Source organism: Magnetospirillum sp. WYHS-4, assembly GCA_039908345.1.
Lineage (GTDB): Bacteria > Pseudomonadota > Alphaproteobacteria > Rhodospirillales > GLO-3 > JAMOBD01.
The window spans coordinates 1-18506 of the sequence record JAMOBD010000062.1; the positions used below are offsets into that span (position 1 = coordinate 1).

The following is an 18506-nucleotide window of genomic DNA, read 5'->3' on the forward strand; positions in this document are numbered from 1 at the left end:
GGATGGCGACGCGGGGACCGGCCGCCGCCCTGCCTCTCAAGACCCGCGAGGCCGCACTGGCCGCCGGTCCCCGCGTCGCCATCCGCTCCAAGCGCCTGAGCGGCTCCCTCGCCCTGACGGGCGCCAAGATCGACGATCTGGCGCTCAACAACTACCGGGAAACCCTGGACGGCAATTCGGCCAAGATCGTGCTGCTGTCGCCGGCCGGGGCCAAGGACGCCTATTTCGCCCAGTTCGGCTGGGTGGCGGCGGGCGGCGGCACCATGCCCGGCGCCGACACCGTCTGGAAGGCCAGTTCCGACGTGCTGGAACCCGGCCGGCCGGTGACGCTCACCTGGGACAACGGCCAGGGTTTGCGCTTCTCGCAGACCTACGCGCTTGACGACGACTTCATGTTCACAGTTTCCCAGAAGGTCGAGAACCTGGGGCAGGGGGCGGCGGCCCTCCATCCCTTCGGCCTGGTGTCGCGCCACGGCACGCCGAAGACCACCGGCTACGCCATCCTGCACGAGGGCGTCCTCGGGGTGTTCGACAATACCCTGAAGGAGATTTCCTATTCCGACATGAAGGAAAAGGGCGTTGCCAAGCAGGACAGCACCGGGGGCTGGCTGGGCATCACCGACAAGTACTGGCTGACGACGCTCGCGGCCTCGCCCAAGGCCAAGGTGTCGACCCGCTTCGTCCACAGCCGCGACGGCGACCTGGACAAGTACCAGGCCGACATCCTGGGTGAACGGCTGACGGTGGCGGCCGGAGCGGCCGCCGAGGCCACCACCTACTTCTTCGCCGGCGCCAAGGAAGTGAAGCTGCTCGACCGCTATGCCGAGACGCTGGGCATCGCCCGTTTCGACCTGGCCATCGACTTCGGCTGGTTCTATTTCCTGACCAAGCCCATCTTCTATCTGCTGGTGGTCATCCACGAATACGTCCCCAACTTCGGCCTCGCCATCCTGGTGCTGACCGTGCTTATCAAGGGGGCCATGTTCCCGCTGGCCAACAAGTCCTACAGCGCCATGAGCCGCATGAAGAAGCTGCAGCCGCAGATGGAAAAGCTGCGCGAGCGCTTCGGCGAGGACAAGCTGCGCCTGAACCAGGAGATGATGGCGCTCTACAAGCGGGAGAAGGTCAATCCGGCCGCCGGCTGCCTGCCGATCTTCGTGCAGATTCCGGTGTTCTTCGCTCTCTACAAGGTGCTGTTCGTCACCATCGAGATGCGCCACGCCCCCTTCTACGGCTGGATACACGACCTGTCGGCGCCCGATCCGACCACCATCTTCAACCTGTTCGGCCTGATCCCCTGGGCGCCGCCCGAATACCTGATGATCGGCATCTGGCCGCTCATCATGGGCGCCACCATGTGGCTGCAGCAGAAGCTCAACCCGCAGCCCACCGATCCGGTGCAGGCCAAGATATTCATGATCCTGCCCTTCCTGTTCACCTTCCTGCTGGCGACCTTCCCGGCCGGCTTGGTCATCTACTGGGCCTGGAACAACATTCTGTCCATCGCGCAGCAGTGGGTTATCATGAAGAAGGAAGGCGTCAAGGTGAGCCTGACCTCGTGACCGGTTCCGACGACGCGGACCGTCCGATCGAAGAGGGCCGGCGTCTGTTCGCCGGCCCTTGCGCTTTCGTGCTTGGCGCGGCGGGACTGGACCAGATTCCCGGCGACGCCCTGCCCGAGGTGGCTTTCGCCGGCCGCTCCAACGTCGGCAAGTCGTCCCTCATCAACGCACTTACCGGACGCTCGACCCTTGCCCGCACCTCGGACACGCCGGGACGCACCCAGCAGGTCAACTTCTTCAACCTGGGGGACCGTCTGATGCTGGCCGATCTGCCCGGCTACGGCTACGCCCAGGCGCCCAAACCGCTGGTGGAACGCTGGACCCGCCTCGTCAAGACCTACCTGAAGGGCCGCGCGCCCTTGCGCCGGTGCTGCATGCTGATCGACGCCCGCCACGGCATCAAGGACGTGGACCGCGAGGTGATGGGCATGCTGGACAAGGCGGCGGTGGTCTATCAGGTGGTGCTGACCAAGGCCGACAAGATCAAGGCGCCCGAGCTCGAGGCGCTGATCGAACGCACCCGCGCCGAACTGGCCAAGCACCCGGCCGCCCATCCCGATGTCCTGGCGACGTCCAGCCGGGAAGGCCGCGGCATTCCCGAACTGCGCGCCCAGTTGGCGGCCCTGGCGTCATGATGGGCTGAAGAAGACCGCCAACCTCGTTGCCCGGCCATCGAAGGTCGCGGTCCCCTCGCAGCCCCGGTCCCGATTGGCGAGGCCGATCAAGGCATCCGGGAAATCGACGCCCAGGCCGCGATAGGCCTGGAGAGCCAACCAGGCCGACTCGGCATCCTCGATGACGAGTTCCGCGGTGCGCAACAACCGGTCCAGGACAGCGGCGATGCTGTCCTTCGGATATCGATAGGCGCTTTCCAGCACCCAGACCAATTCGCAGAGGACGATCCGGTTGACGAATCCCGGCGCTTCCTTGGTGCAGCGCGTCTCGACAAGACGGGTCGCGGCTGCGGCCTGCACCAAGTCGTCTTGCACCAGGTAGCGGACCAGGACGTTGGTATCGAGTCCGATCACGGCCGGGATCGCTTGCGGATGGCGGCGTCCATGGCGTCCAGGGAAACCGGACTCGCGGGTCGGGGAAGAATCCCCTTCAGGTCCTTTACCGGGATCGTGTTGGGAACCAGGGTAACCCGCCCGTCGGCATCGATCAGGAAACGCAACTTGTCGCCCGCCTGGAGGCCCAGGTGATCCCGAATATCCTTGGGGATGGTGGTCTGGCCTTTCGATGTCAAGGTAACGACCGGCATGACGATTCCTTTCCCATTTCCATTATCCTTACTTCATCCAAGGAAACAAGGAATTTCCGCCTTGCGATTATCCTTGGTCATCGTCAAGGCAACCGGGGTAAGATCGGAATGTCCGTTTTCTTGGGGGTTAGGCACATGACCGGTCCGACGAAAATCGCCCTTGCGACCGCCTTCGCATTGACCCTGGCCTTGCCGGCCCGCGCCGATATCGCCATGGCCCTGGTAGGGCCGCTGACCGGGTCCTACGCCTCGGTGGGCGAACAGCTGCGCCGGGGGGCGGAGCAGGCGGTGGAGGACATCAACGCCGCCGGCGGCATCCTGGGCCAGAAGGTGACGCTCAAGCTGGCCGACGACGTCTGCGATCCCAAGCAGGGGGTGGCGGTGGCCAACAAGCTGGCGGCCGAGGGGGTCTCGCTGGTGGTCGGGCACTTCTGTTCCGGCGTGGCGATTCCGGCTTCCGACGTCTATGCCGAGGAGAACATGGTGCTGATCTCGCCCGGCGCCACCGCGCCCAAGCTGACCGGGCGCGGCATGAAGACCCTGTTCCGCACCTGCGGCAACGACGACCAGCAGGGCTTGGTGGCCGGCAGCTACATCGCCGCCAAGTTTCCCGGCGCCCGGGTGGCGATCCTGCACGACAAGCAGGTGGCGACCAAGGGCCAGGCCGACGAGACCCGAGCGCAATTGCACCGCCTGGGCGTCAAGGAAATGCTCTACGACGCCGTCACCCACGGCGAGAAGGACTTCCACGCCGTGGTCACCCGCCTGAAGGCGGAACAGGTCGACCTCCTGTTCTACGGCGGCTACCACACCGAGGCCGGCCTGATCCTGCGCCAGATGCGCGAGACGGGGACCAACGCGGTGCTGATGGGCGGGGACGCCCTGATGACCCAGGAACTCTGGAGCATCGCCGGGCCGGCCGCCGAGGGCGCCCTGATGGTCTTCAGCCCCGATCCCCGGCGCAATGCGAGCGCCAAACCGGTGGTGGAGCGCTTCCGCAAGTCCGGCTACGAGCCCGAGGGCTATACGCTTTACACCTACGCGGCCTTCCAGGCCTACGCCCAGGCGATGGCCCAGGCCAAGACCTCCAAGTCCCAGGCCGTCGGCGCCGCCCTGCACGCCGGCAAGTTCGACACCGTCCTGGGTCCCTTGAGCTTCGACGCCAAGGGCGATGTCGTGGGCGAGACCTACACCGTCTACCGCTGGAGCAACGGCACCTACGACTACGCGCCGAAGTAACCGGGGTCAGTTCCAGCCGAGGCTGTCCAGAAACGCGGACAAGCCGTCTTCGGCCGCGCGCGCCCGGGCCAGATGCTCGGGGGTGAGAAAGTCCCCCGGTTCGGCATCGGTCCCCGCCCATCGGCGCTGCCAATATGGTCTCAGCGTCATCGTGTTCCGGCGAAACGGTCGAGGAACTCCCGCGGCGTAAGGATCGCGACCTTCCCATACCGACCGGCGGGAAAGTGGCGGGCATTGCCGGTCACCAGGGCCGCCGCCGGTCCTGCCTCGGCCGCTGCCAAATACGCCTCGTCGTCGGGATCGGGAAGGTCGAACTCGTTTTCCTCCGGCTCGACCTTGAAGGCCACCCGGGCCAAAAGGTCGATCAGGGAAAGCAAGGCATCCCTCCATGGCCCGTGCTTCGGGCGCTCGGCAACTTCCCGGTACTCGGCAAGGATCGCCGACGAGAGCACGATCTCGTGGCGACGAACAGTCTCGATGACGACGGCCCGGCACACGCCATCCGTCCTCGCCGCCGACACGAGGACATTGCAGTCAAGCACGACCTTCATCGGCCGCGCTTGCGTCGCGATGCCCGTGTCCGAGCGATCTCGGAAACGACTTCATCCATGATCTCATCCTCGGACTTCCCCTGGTCGCCGGGAACGCTAGGAACATTGCCCAATAGGGCTTCCACATTGATCGCTACCGCATCCCGGTCGACCACCGCCTTGGGCCGCAGCAGTATCCCGCCCTCGACCAGGGTCGCCTCGAGGATGTCGCCCTCATGCACATGGGCGCGGGTCCGCAGCTTCGCCGGAATGGTGACCTGAAACCTGGGCTTGACGGTGACGAGCGGCATGGAACCCTCTGAATTTACAAAAATTGGAAATCATTAATCAGTGTAGCCGCGTTCCCCCCTGGTTTGCAAGGTGGGGGACGGCCATCTTGCGTCGGCCCCCGTTGCCCCCTTGCGCGCCGCCCGGTAGGATCGCGGCGCGTCAACCTTCGACGGAGCCCCGCCATGTTCGGATTCGACTATCGCAACCCGGTGCGTATCGCCTTCGGCAAAGGGGCCATCGGCAATCTGGGGGACTTGGTGCCCAAGGATGGGCCGGTGCTGGTGACCTATGGCGGCGGATCGGTGAAGGCCAACGGGGTGCTGGCCCAGGTCATGGCGGCGCTAATCGACCGCCAGGTCCTGGAATTCGGCGGCATCGAGCCCAATCCCCGCTACGAGACCCTGATGCGCGCCGTCGATCTGGCAAGGCGCGAGAAGGTCGCCTTCCTGCTGGCGGTGGGGGGCGGATCGGTGCTGGACGGCACCAAGTTCGTTGCCGCCGCGATTCCGTTCGCCGATGGCGATCCCTGGCGCATCGTCTCGGAAAACTCCCCCGTCCAGGCGGCGGTGCCGCTGGGGTGTGTGCTTACCTTGCCGGCCACGGGGTCCGAGATGAACGGCTATGCCGTGGTTTCGCGGGATTCGACCCAGGAAAAGCTGCCCTTCGGCAGCCCGCTGGTCTATCCGGTCTTTTCGGTGCTCGATCCCGCCACATCGTTCAGCCTGCCGCCCCGCCAGGTGGCCAACGGCATCGTCGATACCTGGGTGCACGTGCTGGAACAGTACCTCACCTATCCCTGCGCCGCGCCCCTGCAGGACCGCCAGGCGGAAGCCATCCTGCTTACCCTCCTGGAGGAAGGCCCCAAGACCCTGGCGGAGCCCCGCGACTACGACGCCCGGGCCAACCTGTTCTGGTGTGCGACCCAAGCCCTGAACGGCACCATTTCCTGCGGCGTGCCCCAGGACTGGTCGACCCATTACATCGGCCACGAACTGACCGCCTTCTTTGGCATCGACCACGCCCAGTCCCTGGCGGTGGTGCTGCCGGGAGTCCTGCGGGTCCGCCTGGCGGCCAAGCGGGAAAAGCTGGTCCAGTACGGCCGGCGGGTTTTCGGCACCGACGATCCCGAAGCGGCCATCGACCGCACCGAGGAATTCTTCCGGTCCCTGGGGGTCAAGACCACCCTTGCCGACTACGGCATTCCCGCCGATGCCGCCGACCGGGTGGCGGCGCGTTTCGCCGAACGGGGCGCGCGCCTGGGCGAGAAGGAGGACATGACCCCCGACCAGGTGCGCCAAGCCCTGGCTCAGCGGGTGGGCTGATCCAGGGACTCCGCCATCAGGCGATCCGTCGCGGTCTCGATGCGGTTTTCCAGCTCGGCCATGAAAGCACGGCGTTCCAGACCCTTGGGAATGGGGGGAAGGAACTCCAGTAGGACGCGGCCCGGCTTCTTCATGAAGGTCCGTCGGCCCCAGAACAGGCCGGAGTTGAGGGCCACCGGCACTACCGGCGCCTCGATGCGCGTGTAGACCGAGGCGATGCCCGGATGGTAGGGCTGGCGGGCGCCCGGCGCGGTACGGGTGCCTTCGGGGAAGATGACCACCGAGCGTCCCGACTCGAGGACCGCCACCGATCCGGCCGCCATTTTCTTGAGCGCCGAACCGCCGGCCTTGCGGTCGACGCCGATGTTGCCGTAGCGCCGCGCGTACCAACCCCAGAGCGGAATGCCGAACAGTTCCTGCTTGATGATGTAGACCGGGCTGTCGATCAGCAACAGGAAGATAGCCGTGTCCCAGGCCGACTGGTGCTTGCTGGCGATCAGCACCGGGCCGGGGGGAATGTTCTCGCGCCCGCGGATCTCGTAGGTAAGGCCGACCGTCCACTTGAGGCAGAACATCATGTAACCGGCCCATATCCGTACCGCCCAGCGCAGGCCGGCCGGCGGCAGAACCATGAAGACCAGCATGAAGATCAGCCAGATCGGCGTGCCGGTGAAAAACAGGACGTTGAAGGCGATGGAGCGCAGGACCGGCAAAGGAGGGGTCTCCGTCATGTCTTACGGGGCGGAATCACGGTGTCGAGAACGGCGATGCGTGCCAGGACCAGCATATACTTCGTATATTCGCGCAGTACGAGTCCGGCGGTGCCCGGCCAAGCCCACCAGTCGCGCTTTACGTGCTCGGGGAAGACGGGGTGGGGGACGATGACGGCGTCCGGCAGCGCGGCGCCGAACTCCAGAAGGCTGCGCGGCATATGATAGTTGCCGGTCACCAGGCGCAGTGAGGTATAGCCCTGTTCGCGCATCCAGTCGGCGGTCTCGGTGGCGTTTTCGTGGGTGTTGACGGCGGTACCGACGTCGACCCGGAATTCCAGATAATGAGGATTGCGCTGGAATGTACGAAGCAGTTGGCGGACTTCGGTTCCCGGAAATACGCCGGAAATGAACAGCTTCTTGGCCCGCTCCTCGGCCAACAGGTCGATTCCGACGTCCAGGCGGCCGCTGCCGCCGGTCAGCACCACGATGGCATCGGTCGGCTGGAGGTCGTCGGTGGCGACACCGGGAATCAGGCCGGCGAACCAGACCAGGCCCCAGGTCCAAAGACCCCCGGCCACCAGGGCGAAAACCGCCATGCGGCCGAAGGCGCGGCGCGAACGCAGACGACGGGGAACGGGGCCGGCCATCTAGGGCATCCTCGCCAGGGCGCCCATGACGGTTAGGCGCGCCGTCAGCATGGCGATCAGGCCGGCCAGAACGGGCAGGACCACGAAGACCGTCCAATGGGTGGGGGAAAAGACGATTTCCGGCATCAGGCCGCCCTCGATCCGTTGCGTCAAGGCGACCAGGCCGATCAGGGTCGGGATGGCGAGCGCCACGCCCAGCAGCCCGCCGCGCAGGCCCATCGAGAGGGCGCGGCCGGCGAATTGACGGGCGACGTAGCTGTCCTGGGCGCCGATCAGGTGCAGCACCTCGATGGCCTCGTGATGGATGGCGAGGCCGGTGCGGGTGGTGAAGATCACGGTGCCGATGCAGGCCAACAGGGCGAGCCCGAAAATCGCGAGCGCCAGGATCTGCACGGTGCGGATCAGCCGCACCAGTTTCTCCAGCCAGATGCGGTGGTCGTCGACGGAGGTGCCGGGAACCGAGGCCTGCAGCCTTTTCGCCAATTCCTGGCGGTCGATGGCGGCGCCGGGCTTGACCTCGACGTCGATCAGGATGGGCAGGGGCAGGTCGTCCAGGGTCTCGACTCCTCCTAGCCAGGGTTCCAACAGCGCCATGATGCGGCTGGCCTCGATGAGTTGGACGCGGGCCACTTGGGGAGTCTCGCGCAGCAGCGCGATGGCGGCTTCGATTCGCTCGTCGTTGGCCTCGCCCTTGACGGGCACCAACTGCACGGTGAGGGTGCCACCCACGCCGTGGTCCCACCGCTGGGCCATGGCATCCAAGGCCAGCACGCCCGCAAGGGCGAGCGAGGCCAGATAAACCATGAAGGCGACGATCCAGGGCAGGAAGCGGCCCAGGGCATCGCGTTCGATCGCCAGGTCGGTGCGGGCGATCATGGGGCGATTCCCGCGGCCGATTGCAGTCCGAGTCCGTATTCGTCGGCATCCTCGGCATCGGTCTCGCGCGGCGGTACCGGGGTACGCAGGGACAACCGCCCGCCGTCGAGCGCCAGGACCGGCCGCCCCAAACGCTGAACCAGGGCCAGGTTGTGGGTGGCGATGACGATGGTGGTGCCCAGCTTGTTCAGTTCCTCGAACATATGGACCAGCTTCATGGCCATGCGGTCGTCGACGTTGCCGGTCGGCTCGTCGGCGAGCAGCAGCCGTGGCCGGCCGATTACTGCCCGCGCGATGGCGACCCGCTGTTGCTGGCCTCCCGACAGGGTAGTGGGGCGGACGTTCATGTGATTCTGCAGCCCGACCCAAGCCAGCAATTCGGTGACGTGCTTGCGAATCTCGGGCTCGCGCACCCCGGAAACCCGCAACGGCAGGGCCACGTTGTCGAAGGCCGACAGGTGGCGCAGCAACTTGAATTCCTGGAACACCACGCCCACTTGCCGGCGCAGGGCGGGCAGGTCGTGCCGGGGCGTCACGGCGATGTCGCGGCCGAACAACGAGATCAATCCCCGCGATGGCTTGTGGGCCAAATACATCAACTTGAGCAACGACGACTTGCCGGCGCCGCTGGGACCGATCAGGAAGTGGAAGGAGCCCGGAGCCAAGGCAAACGTCACGTCCTGCAACACCTCCGGACCCAGTCCGTAGCGCAGGCCGACGTTCTCGAAGCGAATCACGCTTTCGTCGCTCGCAATCATTCCGTTTCCGTGCCCGTTCCGAGGAAGGCACAATGACACGAGGAAACCCTTGGCGTCCAGCCTGGGTGTGACCTTGGCGTCTTGCGCCGACTCCCTCGAAAGCCTATAACCGACAAAGGCATACTGCGGGGTCGGCGCATGATCATTACCTGTCCCGTCTGCACTACCCGCTACTCGATCGATCCGGGGTCTCTCGGCGCGGCCGGCAAGACTGTGCGTTGTTCCAACTGCGGCAACAAGTGGCACCAGGCGCCCGTGCATGCCGCGCCGCCGCCCTTGCGGGCCGCCGGGCCCCAATATGCGCCGCCGCCGCAGGCGTTCATGCCGGGGTTCATGCCCCAGCCGGCCTTCGCCGGTGCCGGCTACGGCATGCCGCAGGCCCAGGGCTACATGCCGCCGGGACCGATGCCGCCACCCTATCCCTATATGCCGCCGGCCGGCCATCCGGGATTCGCGGGCCCGCCTCCGATGCCGCCGCAGCAGGTCTATGCGCCGCCACCCCCACCTCCACCTCCACCACCTCCACCTCCACCTCCGCCGCCTCCACCCCCTCCACCCCCTCCGCCGCCGGAGCCGGAACTGGTGGATCCGCGGAAGTCTTTCCGGACGCCGGCGATGTTCGCCGAGCCCGAACCCGAACCGCTTCCGGAGCCGGAGCCCGAACCCATCCTCGAAGACGACCGCCTGGAGGTCGACGAGGGACCGGCGCTCAGCCAGGAGCAATTGGACAACCTGTTCGGCAACGATGCCGAACCTGAACCCATCGAGTCGTTCTCCGGTGGCGGCAGAGGCTCCCCGCGGGACGAGCTGGAAGGAACCAGCATCGAGGACTTGCCGGACCCGGAGCCGATTCCGGAGGTCTTCAAGTCCCCCGAATCGGGTGACGACGAGGACATCGACCTGGCCAAGATCCCGGCGTTGCGCCACAAGGAGGCCAAGGGCGGGGGCATGGTCGGCAAGATCGTCGCCGCCATGGCGGCCATCCTGGTGGGCGGCATCATTACCGGAGCCATCGTGGCCCGCCACGAGATCGTCAAGGTCTGGCCGGATCTGGCCAGCCTTTACGAGACCGTTGGCCTCGACGGGGAGCCCGTGGGTGCCGGTCTCGACATCCGCAAGGTGAATTCGCAACGCCTGCTCGAATACGGCAAGGAGGTCCTGGTGGTTACCGGCCAGATCTCCAACATCACCGACCAGCCGCGGCCGGTGCCCCATATTCGAGTGTCGCTTTTCAATTCGGGCAACGAGGAAGTCCAGTTCCTGGTCGTGCCGCCGGTGGCGGCCGATGTCCCGCCCGGCGAGACGCTGAACTTCACCGCGCGCCTGGTGGAGCCGGCGGCGACGGCGCGGCGGCTCGAGGTCACTTTCGTCAAGGCCGAGGCCGCACCGGACGGTAAGGCCGAAAAGAAGTAGGCCGCTCGCCACCGCGAGCCCCTCGAAAGGGACGGCTGCCATGCCGCGGGACAAGATGGAATTCGACGTGGTGATCGTCGGCGCCGGTCCCGCCGGCTTGGCCGCCGCCATTCGGCTGCGCCAAGTGGCGGTGGCGGCGGGGCGCGATCTGTCCGTTTGCCTGGTGGAGAAGGGCGCCCAGGTGGGGGCCCATGTCCTGTCGGGTAACGTCTTCGATCCCAGGGCCCTCGACGAACTGCTGCCCGACTGGCGGGAACGGAACGCCCCCCTGGCTACCCCGGCCCGCCGCGACCGCTTCCTTCTTCTTGGGCGAAAGCGCGCCCTTCCCCTGCCGGTGCCCGCGAATCTGGGGAATCGTGGCTGCTACGTTATCAGCCTGGGCCGGCTGTGCCACTGGCTGGGCGAACGGGCGGAAGAATTGGGCGTCGAAATCTATCCCGGCTTCGCCGCCACCGAGTTGCTGGAGGAAGGAGGCCGCATCGTCGGCATCGCCACCGGCGACATGGGGCTCGCCAAGGACGGGAGTCCCGGTCCCGCCTTCGCTCCCGGCATGGAGCTGCGGGCCAGGCTCACCCTGCTGGCCGAAGGCTGTCGGGGCTCGCTTTCCCAGCAGGCCATCCGGCGCTTCCGGCTGGATGCGGGCCGCGATTCCCAGACCTACGGCCTTGGAATCAAGGAGCTTTGGGAGGTGGCGCCCGACCGCCATCGGCCCGGCCTGGTCCTGCATACGGCGGGCTGGCCACTGGATTCGCGCTGCTACGGCGGCGGGTTCCTCTATCATCTGGAAGACCGGCGGGTCGCCGTGGGATTGGTGGTGGGGCTCGACTATACCAACCCTCACCTGGACCCCTTCGCCGAGATGCAGCGGCTCAAGACCCATCCCGCCCTCCGATCGACCTTCGAAGACGGGCGGCGGCTGGCCTATGGCGCGCGGGCGCTGGTCGAAGGGGGGCCACAGGCCTTGCCGCGCTTGGTGTTTCCCGGCGGCGCCCTGATCGGCGACGCGGCCGGATTCCTGGACGTGGCCCGCATCAAGGGCGCCCATACGGCGATGAAAAGCGGCATGCTGGCCGCCGAGGCCGCCCTTGCCGCCCTGGACTCGGCCGACGCCGATGTCGAGATGTCCGCCTCCTACCCCGAGACCCTGAAGCGGTCCTGGGTCTGGGAACAGCTTTGGCGGTCGCGCAACGTCCGCCCCGCCTTCCGTTGGGGGCTCTGGGCGGGACTGGCCAACGCGGCCCTGGGCGCCATGCTGTTCAAGGGCGAGGAGCCCTGGACCCTGCACCATCGCGGGGCCGACCACCAAGCCCTCCGCCATGCCACCGATTGCCCGCCCATCGCCTATCCCAAGCCGGACGGAACGCTGACCTTCGACCGGGCCTCCTCCGTCTATCTGTCGGGCACCAACCATCGCGAGGGCCAGCCCTGCCATCTGGTGCTGGGCGACGCGGCACGGACCACCGAGGTCAACTTTCCTCTCTACGCCGGCCCCGAGGCCCGCTACTGTCCGGCCGGCGTCTACGAATACGTCACCGAGGGCGGCTGGCCCAAGCTCAGGATCAACGCGCAGAACTGCCTGCACTGCAAGACCTGCGACATCAAGGACCCCACCGGCAACATCCTCTGGGTGCCGCCCGAAGGCGGTGGCGGACCGCTCTATACGGACATGTAAGGCCCGGCTAGAATGGCGGCTTCAGGAAATTCGGATCGGACAATGCAAGGCAACAACAAGACCCTGACTCACAGCGGCCGCTTCATCCTCGGGTTGGCGCTGGCCCTGGCGGGCTGCGTCAGCGGCAGTGCCGAGGTCGCGGCGCCTCCCGGCGAGCCGACGGGGCCGGCCCAGGTCGTCGGCCGGTCGCTGACCGGCAACTACCTGGCGGGCCGCCATGCCCAGTTGGACCATCGCCTCGACTTGGCGGTCGATCAACTGCGCGGTGCCCTCGCCAAGGACCCGGCCAACGCCGAATTGCGGCGTCGGACCTTCGCCGTGATGGCCGCCGAAGGCCTGTTCCCTGAAGCGGCGGACCTGGGGCGCGGGGTGGCGGAGACGGACCCCGCCGATCCCTTGGCCGCCTACGTCGTGGCGGCCGACGACATCCGCGCCGGGCGCTACGCCGATGCCACCAAGCGGCTCAAGGGGATGGCCGATTCGGGCATCAATCTGCTGATGGCGCCCATGTTGACCGCCTGGGCGCTGGCCGGCGAAGGGCGGACCGACGAAGCCGTCAAGGCGCTCGACAAGCTGAGCGAGACCGAGGGCCTGCGGGTGCTCCGCCACCTGCATGCGGCGCTGATCAACGACCTGGCCGGTCGCATGGCGGAGGCCGAAAAGGATTATCTGGCGGTGGCCGCCGCCCAGTCGGAACTGACGCTCCGCTTCACCGAGCTGGTGGGCAGCTTCATGGAGCGCACGGGCAAGGGGGACAAGGCCCGCGAGTTCTACGACCGCTACCTGAACCAGTCCGGCTCCGGGCGGCATCTGGGGCCGGCCCTGGCCCGCCTCAAGAATGGCGGTCTGCCGCCGCGCGACGTGGCCGATGCCCGTGCCGGGGCGGCGGAATCCCTGTTCGGCATCGCCAGCACCTTGCGCCAGCAGAACCTGCGCGAAATGGCGCTGGTCTTCGTCCGTCTGTCCCTGCTGCTGCGGCCCAACTATCCGGTGGCGCAGTTGCTGCTGGCCACCGTCCTGGAAGGCGACGACCGGCTGGAGGCGGCCAACGCGGTCTATCGATCCATCGACGTCAAGTCGCCCTATTCCTGGTCGGCGCGCCTGCGTTTGGCGGGTAACCTGGACGGCATGGACCGAACCGACGAGGCGGTCGCCATTCTGTCCGCCATGGCCGAGGAAGCTCCCGCCGATCCCGATCCCTATATCGACCTGGGCGACGTGCTCAGAGCCCGCGAACGGTTCGCCGAGGCGGTCCAGGCCTACGATAAGGCGGTGACCCGCCTCGGACCGAGCCTTGAGGCGAAGCACTGGGGGCTGCTCTATGCCCGCGGCATCGCCCTCGAACGGTCCAAGCAGTGGCCGCGTGCCGAGGCCGACTTCCTCAAAGCCCTGGAATTCAAGCCCGATCAGGCCCAGGTGCTCAACTACCTGGGCTATACCTGGGTCGAGCAGGGGCTGCATCTGGAGCGGGCCCAGGACATGCTGCGCAAGGCGGTACGGCTGAAGCCCAACGACGGCTATATCATCGACAGCCTGGGCTGGGTCTACTACCGCCTGGGCAAGTACGACTCCGCCGTCAAGGAACTGGAACGCGCCGTGGAACTGCGACCCGCCGACCCGGTGATCAACGATCACCTGGGCGATGCCTACTGGCGGGTTGGAAGGCACCAGGAGGCCCGGTTCCAGTGGCGCCGCTCCCTGGCTCTCGATCCCGAGCCCGACGTCCGCCAAGCGGTCGAAGGAAAGCTGCGGGACGGCTTGGCCGAGGAAAAGCCGATTCAACCGAAGGGCGGGAATGGTTGACGGCTTCGCTCCGGCCAAGATCAATCTTTACCTGCATGTGGTTGGACGGCGGGCCGATGGCTATCATCTGCTCGACAGCCTCATCGCCTTCGCGGGAGTGGGCGACGTCCTCGCCGCTCAACCGGCGGATGGAGTGACGCTCGTCATCGACGGGCCTTTCGCCGCCGGCCTGCCGACCGGGGACGACAATCTGGTGTTGCGCGCCGCCCGCGCCCTGCAAAGGCTGGCGGGGGTCGAACGGGGTGCGGCCATCCGGTTGACCAAGCGGCTGCCCCCGGCGTCGGGAATCGGCGGCGGATCGGCCGACGCTGCCGCGACCCTGCGGATACTGCTGGACCTGTGGAACGTCTCGCCGTCTCCCGAGGAATTGATGGCCGTCGCTCTCGGCCTGGGGGCCGATGTCCCCATGTGCCTGATGGGCCGGGCCGCCTTCGCCTCCGGCATCGGCGAGCGCCTGGAACCCGCGCCGCCCCTGCCGTCCTGTTGGTTGGTGCTGGTCAATCCCGGTCTGCCGGTGGCAACCCCTGCGGTGTTCGGGGCCCGCGTCGGGCCCTTCGGGACGCCGGCCCCCTTCGCCGAGACGCCCCGCGACGCACGCCGTTTCGCGGCCCTGCTGAAGGAACGGGGAAACGATCTGGCGGCGCCGGCCATCGCCATCGCCCCGGCGATCGGGGACGTGCTGCGGGCATTGGAGGCGTCCAAAGGCTGCTTGCTGGCCCGCATGTCGGGCAGCGGGGCCACTTGCTTCGGCCTCTACGAAGCTGCGCCGGAGGCCGAGCGTGCGGTGCGAGACATCGCCGTCGCCCATCCCGCCTGGTGGGTGCAGGCCGGTCCGTTGCTGGAACTTACCCCAGGTGTTCGGCCGGCAGGGTGAAATAGAAGGTCGATCCCCCGTCGGCGACCGAGTCCACCCAGATCCGCCCGCCGTGGCGTTCGACGATCTTCTTGCTGACCGCCAGCCCGATGCCGGTGCCTTCGTATTCCTGGCGCGAATGCAGGCGCTGGAAGACCATGAAGATGCGTTGGAAGTGCTTGGGGTCGATGCCGATACCGTTGTCCCGCACGGCGAACAGCCATTCCATTCCCGTGCGCTCCACGTGCAGATGGATTGCCGGGTCGCGGCCGGGCGCCCGGTACTTGATGGCGTTGCCGACCAGGTTCTGGATCAGGCTGACCATCTGGGTCTCGTCGGCCCAGACCTTGGGCAAAGGATCGTGGGTCACCGTTGCCTTGGCGTCGGCGACCGCCACCGTCAGGTTGGTCATGGCATCGCCGAAGACGCGTTCCATCTCGGTCTCGGCGAAGGGCTTGCCGCGAGTGCCGACCCGCGAATACTCGAGCAGGTCCTTGATCAGCCGTTGCATGCGCCGGGCACCGTCCACCGCATAGGAGATGAATTCGTGGGCCTGGTCGTCCAGAGCCTCCGAATAGCGTCGCTCCAGGAGTTGCAGGTAGCTGGTGACCATGCGCAGCGGTTCCTGCAGGTCGTGGGATGCGACGTAGGCGAAGGACTGCAGTTCGGCGTTGGAGGATTCGAGCTGGTTGGTCTTGAGAGTGAGGTCCGCCTCCATGGCCTTGCGCAGGCGGTCCATCTTGTGGGCATCGACGATCTGGGCGGCGGCGGTGACGATGGGGTCCAGATAGTCGACCAGGGTCTCGTCGTAACCGTCCCGACGGTTGGCCAAGCCGATCACCCCGATCACCGTATCGCCCCGCTTGAGGGGCAGGCCCATGAATGATCCGAGATTGGGATGCCCGTCTGGTAGGCCTTTGGCGCGCGGGTCGCGGGCCGGGTCGTTGGCGATGACAGGTCGGCCGGTCACCGCCGCCGCGATATGCAGGCCTTCGGTTCCGGTGAAGCGAAAGCCGCTCGCTCCCTTGTCGGCGAAAAATCGGCGGGTCGCTTCGTCCCAGGCAACGTCGGAGATCGCCAGCGCTTGCAGGCAAGGAGGTTCGTCCGGGGCGCCGCAGGATTCGGCGACGAAGCCGAACTCGCTGCCGGTCAAAGTCAGCACGTCCTTCAGCAGGGTGTCGAACAGATCGTGGGCGTCATACTCGCCGATGAAGCGGCCTTGGATGCGTCCGATGCATTCCAGCAGCGCGTTGTAGCGCTGCATGGCCGCCTCGGCCTCGCGCCGGTCCCCGACGTCGCGGAAGACGACGGAAGCTCCGATGGTGCGGCCCTCCTCCTCGATGGGGGTGACCGTGTATTCGGCGGGCAGGGGCGTGCCGTCGCGACGCCACAACACCTCGTCTTCGACATGGCGGAACTTGCCGTCCAGAACGGTCTGGCGCATCGGGCATTCGTCGAGCGCGTAGGCCGATCCGTCGGGACGCGAATGATGGAAGACGGCATGCATGTCGAGGCCGATCATCGCTTCCGGGTCCCAGCCCAGCATGCGGGCGGCGGCCGGGTTGACGAAGGTGATGCGGCCGTCCCAGTCGAGACCGCAGAGACCTTCTCCGACGGCCCGCAGGATCAGGTCCAGGCGGCGGCCGAGGCGGTGGATCTCCGCCTCGTGGATTCGGCGCACCGTGATGTCGCGGGCGATGGCGTAGATGGTCTCGCCCCGTTCGGGGAAGGCGGTCCATTCCAGCCACCGATAGGTGCCGTTGCGGCAACGGAAGCGATTCACCAGGGCCAGGATCGGCTTGTTCTCCCGCAGGCGGGAGATCGCGTCGATGGTTGCCGGAGCGTCGTCGGGATGGATGAACTCCAGGAAGGGCTTGGCCAGCATCTCCTCGACGCTCCAGCCGAGCACCTCGGTCCAGCGTGGCGTGAGGCGGCGGAAGTAGCCGTGGGTGTCGGCGATGCTGAGCAAATCCAGTGAAATCTCGAAGAAGCGGTCGCGCTCGGCCTGGATGCGCTTGCGTTCCCGGATATCGTGCAGCACGACCATGGCGGCCGGACGGCCGTTCACCGTGATTCGACGGCCCGTCACTTCGACATCGATGGGCTCTCCATTCACGGCCAGCAGTTTCTGTTCCGTCGCCGAGTCGGCGGAAGAATCCTTCTCGGCTTCCTGGATGCGGCCGGCGATGGCGGCGCGGAAGTCGGGGTGGACGATATCCGTCATCTCCCGCCCGACCAGCGCCTCGGCCGCCGGGGCTCCCAACAGATCGGCGAGCGCCGGGTTGGCGAACCGGATGCGTCCGTCCTGGTGCACGAGGACAGCGTCCGGCGCGGTGTCGAACAAGGTCCGGTAACGCTCCTCGCTTTCCTTGAGCGCGGCTTCCGAAAGGGCCCCGCGGCGACCCAGGCGCGCCACCGCCAGGATGCCGAGACCGGTGACCAGGAGGATCAAGGTTCCGGCGACCGCCGAGGTGGACAGGGCCTGGGCCCGAACTTCCCCAAGCACCGCGCTGCGATCCGCGATGAGTCCGAAGCACCAGCCGGCGGCAAGGGGATGGAGGTGGACGAGGCTCTCTCCTCCCGCTTCGTTCCAACCGGCGCAGGCCTTGGCGTATCCGGCGTACCGGTCGTCCAAGCCGGTGTTGAGGAAGGCGGGATCGGTATGGGCGATCAACTGGCCTTGGCGGTCGATCAGGAAACCGGTCTGGAACGGCGCCATATGGCCGGGGGCCATCCAGCGCGACAGGATGTCGAGATGCGCCACGCCTCCCACATGGGCCACGATGGCGCCGTCCGGCCCGAAGACCGGCGTGTCGAGAGCCACCGCCGGAATTCCGTCCGCGCCCAGGAACCGGTCCGAGATCACGGTGGCCCGGCTGGTGACGGCTTCGCGGAAGTAGGGACGGTCGGACAGGTTGAATTTCTTCAGCGACCGCTGTACGGCGAAGGGATGGGAGATGTAGTGATCTCCTTCCGGCGTCAGGACGAACAGGACGGAAAAACGGCGGTCCTTGCTGTGGAGCGTTTCCAGCAGATCGCGCTTCGCCCGATCCAGGTGTTCGGGAATGCCGTTGATCGTCCGGTCGATATCCTGGGCGTGGGGCAGGGAGCGGAAAGCGGAATGGGCCGCGAGGAATTCGATGTCGCGCCGCGCGCTGTCGAGGACGCCTTCGATATCCTTGGAGAGTTCGTTCGCCACCGCCCCTTGACTGGACTCCAGGCGCCGCAACGCGGCCTGTTCGAAGGCATGCTGGAAAAAGGCCGACGCCACCGCCACCGCCGCCACGGCGGCGAGAAGGAAGACAAGGACAATCCGGCGGTAGTAAGACATTGCCCCCCCGTTGTACGCCCCAACCCCATTCCGCACATGCTAACATGGTTCCAACGGGTCAAGGCAAGTCCGCATTTCGGCCCATCGAATAGGGAACCGAATATGGCGGACCCCATGGAGATTTCGCCATGCCTCGCGTCACCGGGAACAGGCGTCGGCCCGGCCGCGGCCGGCCGGCACCCCATGGCCCTCGGCGAGCAGGCGGGCGGCGACGCCGGTGCCGTCCGCGAGCGTG

At 66.9% G+C, this 18506-nt stretch carries 17 protein-coding genes; 8 read left to right on the plus strand and 9 right to left on the minus strand.

The genetic code is table 11. The features are described from left to right. Positions 1 to 1562, plus strand: a 1562-nt coding sequence (gene yidC, locus H7841_14835; protein MEO5338148.1) for a membrane protein insertase YidC, incomplete at its 5' end; no start/stop codon positions are given. After that, entirely contained in the window at positions 1559 to 2197 is a 639-nt protein-coding gene (gene yihA / locus H7841_14840; protein ID MEO5338149.1) for a ribosome biogenesis GTP-binding protein YihA/YsxC, read from the plus strand. The genes yidC and yihA, both read left to right, overlap by 4 nt. On the opposite strand, the gene H7841_14845 is transcribed toward yihA, so the two are convergent. Together H7841_14845 and H7841_14850 are read right to left on the minus strand one after the other, a co-directional pair. Next, complete coding sequence (locus tag H7841_14845) at positions 2192 to 2590, minus strand: type II toxin-antitoxin system VapC family toxin (GenBank protein ID MEO5338150.1); 399 nt, start codon at positions 2588 to 2590, stop codon at positions 2192 to 2194. The genes yihA and H7841_14845 overlap by 6 nt on opposite strands. Next, complete coding sequence (locus H7841_14850; GenBank protein ID MEO5338151.1) at positions 2587 to 2823, minus strand: type II toxin-antitoxin system PrlF family antitoxin; 237 nt, start codon at positions 2821 to 2823, stop codon at positions 2587 to 2589. The genes H7841_14845 and H7841_14850 overlap by 4 nt, the downstream gene beginning before the upstream one ends. 135 nt (positions 2824 to 2958) lie before the next feature. On the opposite strand from H7841_14850, the gene H7841_14855 reads away from it, so the two are divergent. Then, positions 2959 to 4062: a branched-chain amino acid ABC transporter substrate-binding protein gene (locus tag H7841_14855; GenBank protein MEO5338152.1), complete on the plus strand. Its 1104-nt coding sequence runs from the start codon at positions 2959 to 2961 to the stop codon at positions 4060 to 4062. Between the two features lie 146 nt (positions 4063 to 4208). Here H7841_14855 and H7841_14860 read toward each other — a convergent pair whose 3' ends face one another. After that, positions 4209 to 4613, minus strand: coding sequence for a putative toxin-antitoxin system toxin component, PIN family (locus H7841_14860; protein MEO5338153.1), 405 nt, complete (start codon positions 4611 to 4613; stop codon positions 4209 to 4211). Beyond that, a complete protein-coding gene (locus H7841_14865; protein ID MEO5338154.1) occupies positions 4610 to 4903 on the minus strand; it encodes an AbrB/MazE/SpoVT family DNA-binding domain-containing protein in 294 nt (97 codons plus the stop codon). Before H7841_14865 ends, H7841_14860 begins: the two co-directional genes overlap by 4 nt. Before the next feature lie 162 nt (positions 4904 to 5065). Between H7841_14865 and H7841_14870 the strand changes: the two genes are divergently transcribed. After that, positions 5066 to 6205 carry an iron-containing alcohol dehydrogenase gene (locus H7841_14870; protein MEO5338155.1) on the plus strand — a complete coding sequence of 380 codons (1140 nt, stop codon included), beginning with the start codon at positions 5066 to 5068 and terminating at the stop codon, positions 6203 to 6205. On the opposite strand, the gene H7841_14875 is transcribed toward H7841_14870, so the two are convergent. Genes H7841_14875 through ftsE form a run of 4 tightly spaced genes read right to left on the minus strand, consistent with a single transcriptional unit; the run spans position 6190 to position 9199 of the window. Next, entirely contained in the window at positions 6190 to 6936 is a 747-nt protein-coding gene (locus H7841_14875) for a 1-acyl-sn-glycerol-3-phosphate acyltransferase (GenBank protein MEO5338156.1), read from the minus strand. The two genes, H7841_14870 and H7841_14875, sit on opposite strands and share 16 nt — an antisense overlap. Further along, positions 6933 to 7565, minus strand: coding sequence for a YdcF family protein (locus H7841_14880; GenBank protein ID MEO5338157.1), 633 nt, complete (start codon positions 7563 to 7565; stop codon positions 6933 to 6935). The genes H7841_14875 and H7841_14880 overlap by 4 nt, the downstream gene beginning before the upstream one ends. Further along, the gene (locus H7841_14885; protein MEO5338158.1) at positions 7566 to 8441 is read right to left on the minus strand and encodes a cell division protein; all 876 of its coding nucleotides are present in this window, start codon (positions 8439 to 8441) and stop codon (positions 7566 to 7568) included. Beyond that, the gene (ftsE, locus tag H7841_14890) at positions 8438 to 9199 is read right to left on the minus strand and encodes a cell division ATP-binding protein FtsE (GenBank protein MEO5338159.1); all 762 of its coding nucleotides are present in this window, start codon (positions 9197 to 9199) and stop codon (positions 8438 to 8440) included. Before ftsE ends, H7841_14885 begins: the two co-directional genes overlap by 4 nt. Positions 9200 to 9337: 138 nt before the next feature. Between ftsE and H7841_14895 the strand changes: the two genes are divergently transcribed. From H7841_14895 to H7841_14910, 4 genes are read left to right on the plus strand one after another with little or no spacing between them, the layout of a single operon-like run. Next, the gene (locus H7841_14895) at positions 9338 to 10612 is read left to right on the plus strand and encodes a zinc-ribbon domain-containing protein (GenBank protein ID MEO5338160.1); all 1275 of its coding nucleotides are present in this window, start codon (positions 9338 to 9340) and stop codon (positions 10610 to 10612) included. Positions 10613 to 10652: 40 nt separating this feature from the next. Continuing rightward, complete coding sequence (locus H7841_14900) at positions 10653 to 12284, plus strand: electron transfer flavoprotein-ubiquinone oxidoreductase (protein ID MEO5338161.1); 1632 nt, start codon at positions 10653 to 10655, stop codon at positions 12282 to 12284. 42 nt (positions 12285 to 12326) lie between these two features. Then, positions 12327 to 14087 (plus strand): tetratricopeptide repeat protein, encoded by a 1761-nt coding sequence (locus H7841_14905; GenBank protein MEO5338162.1) that lies wholly within the window; start codon positions 12327 to 12329, stop codon positions 14085 to 14087. Beyond that, positions 14080 to 14961, plus strand: a complete 882-nt coding sequence (locus H7841_14910) for a 4-(cytidine 5'-diphospho)-2-C-methyl-D-erythritol kinase (protein MEO5338163.1) — start codon at positions 14080 to 14082, stop codon at positions 14959 to 14961. The genes H7841_14905 and H7841_14910 overlap by 8 nt, the downstream gene beginning before the upstream one ends. Here the strand turns inward: H7841_14910 and H7841_14915 are convergent. Further along, the gene (locus H7841_14915; protein ID MEO5338164.1) at positions 14933 to 18271 is read right to left on the minus strand and encodes a PAS domain S-box protein; all 3339 of its coding nucleotides are present in this window, start codon (positions 18269 to 18271) and stop codon (positions 14933 to 14935) included. The two genes, H7841_14910 and H7841_14915, sit on opposite strands and share 29 nt — an antisense overlap. Positions 18272 to 18506 lie beyond the last annotated feature (235 nt).

Excerpts from the sequence above, each read along its gene's own strand:
- H7841_14905 (MEO5338162.1), top strand. The coding sequence starts at position 12,327 with ATGCAAGGCAACAACAAGACCCTGACTCACAGCGGCCGCTTCATCCTC.
- H7841_14875 (MEO5338156.1), bottom strand. The coding sequence starts at position 6,936 with ATGACGGAGACCCCTCCTTTGCCGGTCCTGCGCTCCATCGCCTTCAAC.
- H7841_14915 (MEO5338164.1), bottom strand. The coding sequence starts at position 18,271 with ATGTCTTACTACCGCCGGATTGTCCTTGTCTTCCTTCTCGCCGCCGTG.
- H7841_14900 (MEO5338161.1), top strand. The coding sequence starts at position 10,653 with ATGCCGCGGGACAAGATGGAATTCGACGTGGTGATCGTCGGCGCCGGT.
- H7841_14865 (MEO5338154.1), bottom strand. The coding sequence starts at position 4,903 with ATGCCGCTCGTCACCGTCAAGCCCAGGTTTCAGGTCACCATTCCGGCG.
- H7841_14860 (MEO5338153.1), bottom strand. The coding sequence starts at position 4,613 with ATGAAGGTCGTGCTTGACTGCAATGTCCTCGTGTCGGCGGCGAGGACG.
- H7841_14880 (MEO5338157.1), bottom strand. The coding sequence starts at position 7,565 with ATGGCCGGCCCCGTTCCCCGTCGTCTGCGTTCGCGCCGCGCCTTCGGC.
- ftsE (MEO5338159.1), bottom strand. The coding sequence starts at position 9,199 with ATGATTGCGAGCGACGAAAGCGTGATTCGCTTCGAGAACGTCGGCCTG.
- H7841_14870 (MEO5338155.1), top strand. The coding sequence starts at position 5,066 with ATGTTCGGATTCGACTATCGCAACCCGGTGCGTATCGCCTTCGGCAAA.
- H7841_14910 (MEO5338163.1), top strand. The coding sequence starts at position 14,080 with ATGGTTGACGGCTTCGCTCCGGCCAAGATCAATCTTTACCTGCATGTG.
- H7841_14850 (MEO5338151.1), bottom strand. The coding sequence starts at position 2,823 with ATGCCGGTCGTTACCTTGACATCGAAAGGCCAGACCACCATCCCCAAG.
- H7841_14895 (MEO5338160.1), top strand. The coding sequence starts at position 9,338 with ATGATCATTACCTGTCCCGTCTGCACTACCCGCTACTCGATCGATCCG.
- H7841_14855 (MEO5338152.1), top strand. The coding sequence starts at position 2,959 with ATGACCGGTCCGACGAAAATCGCCCTTGCGACCGCCTTCGCATTGACC.
- H7841_14885 (MEO5338158.1), bottom strand. The coding sequence starts at position 8,441 with ATGATCGCCCGCACCGACCTGGCGATCGAACGCGATGCCCTGGGCCGC.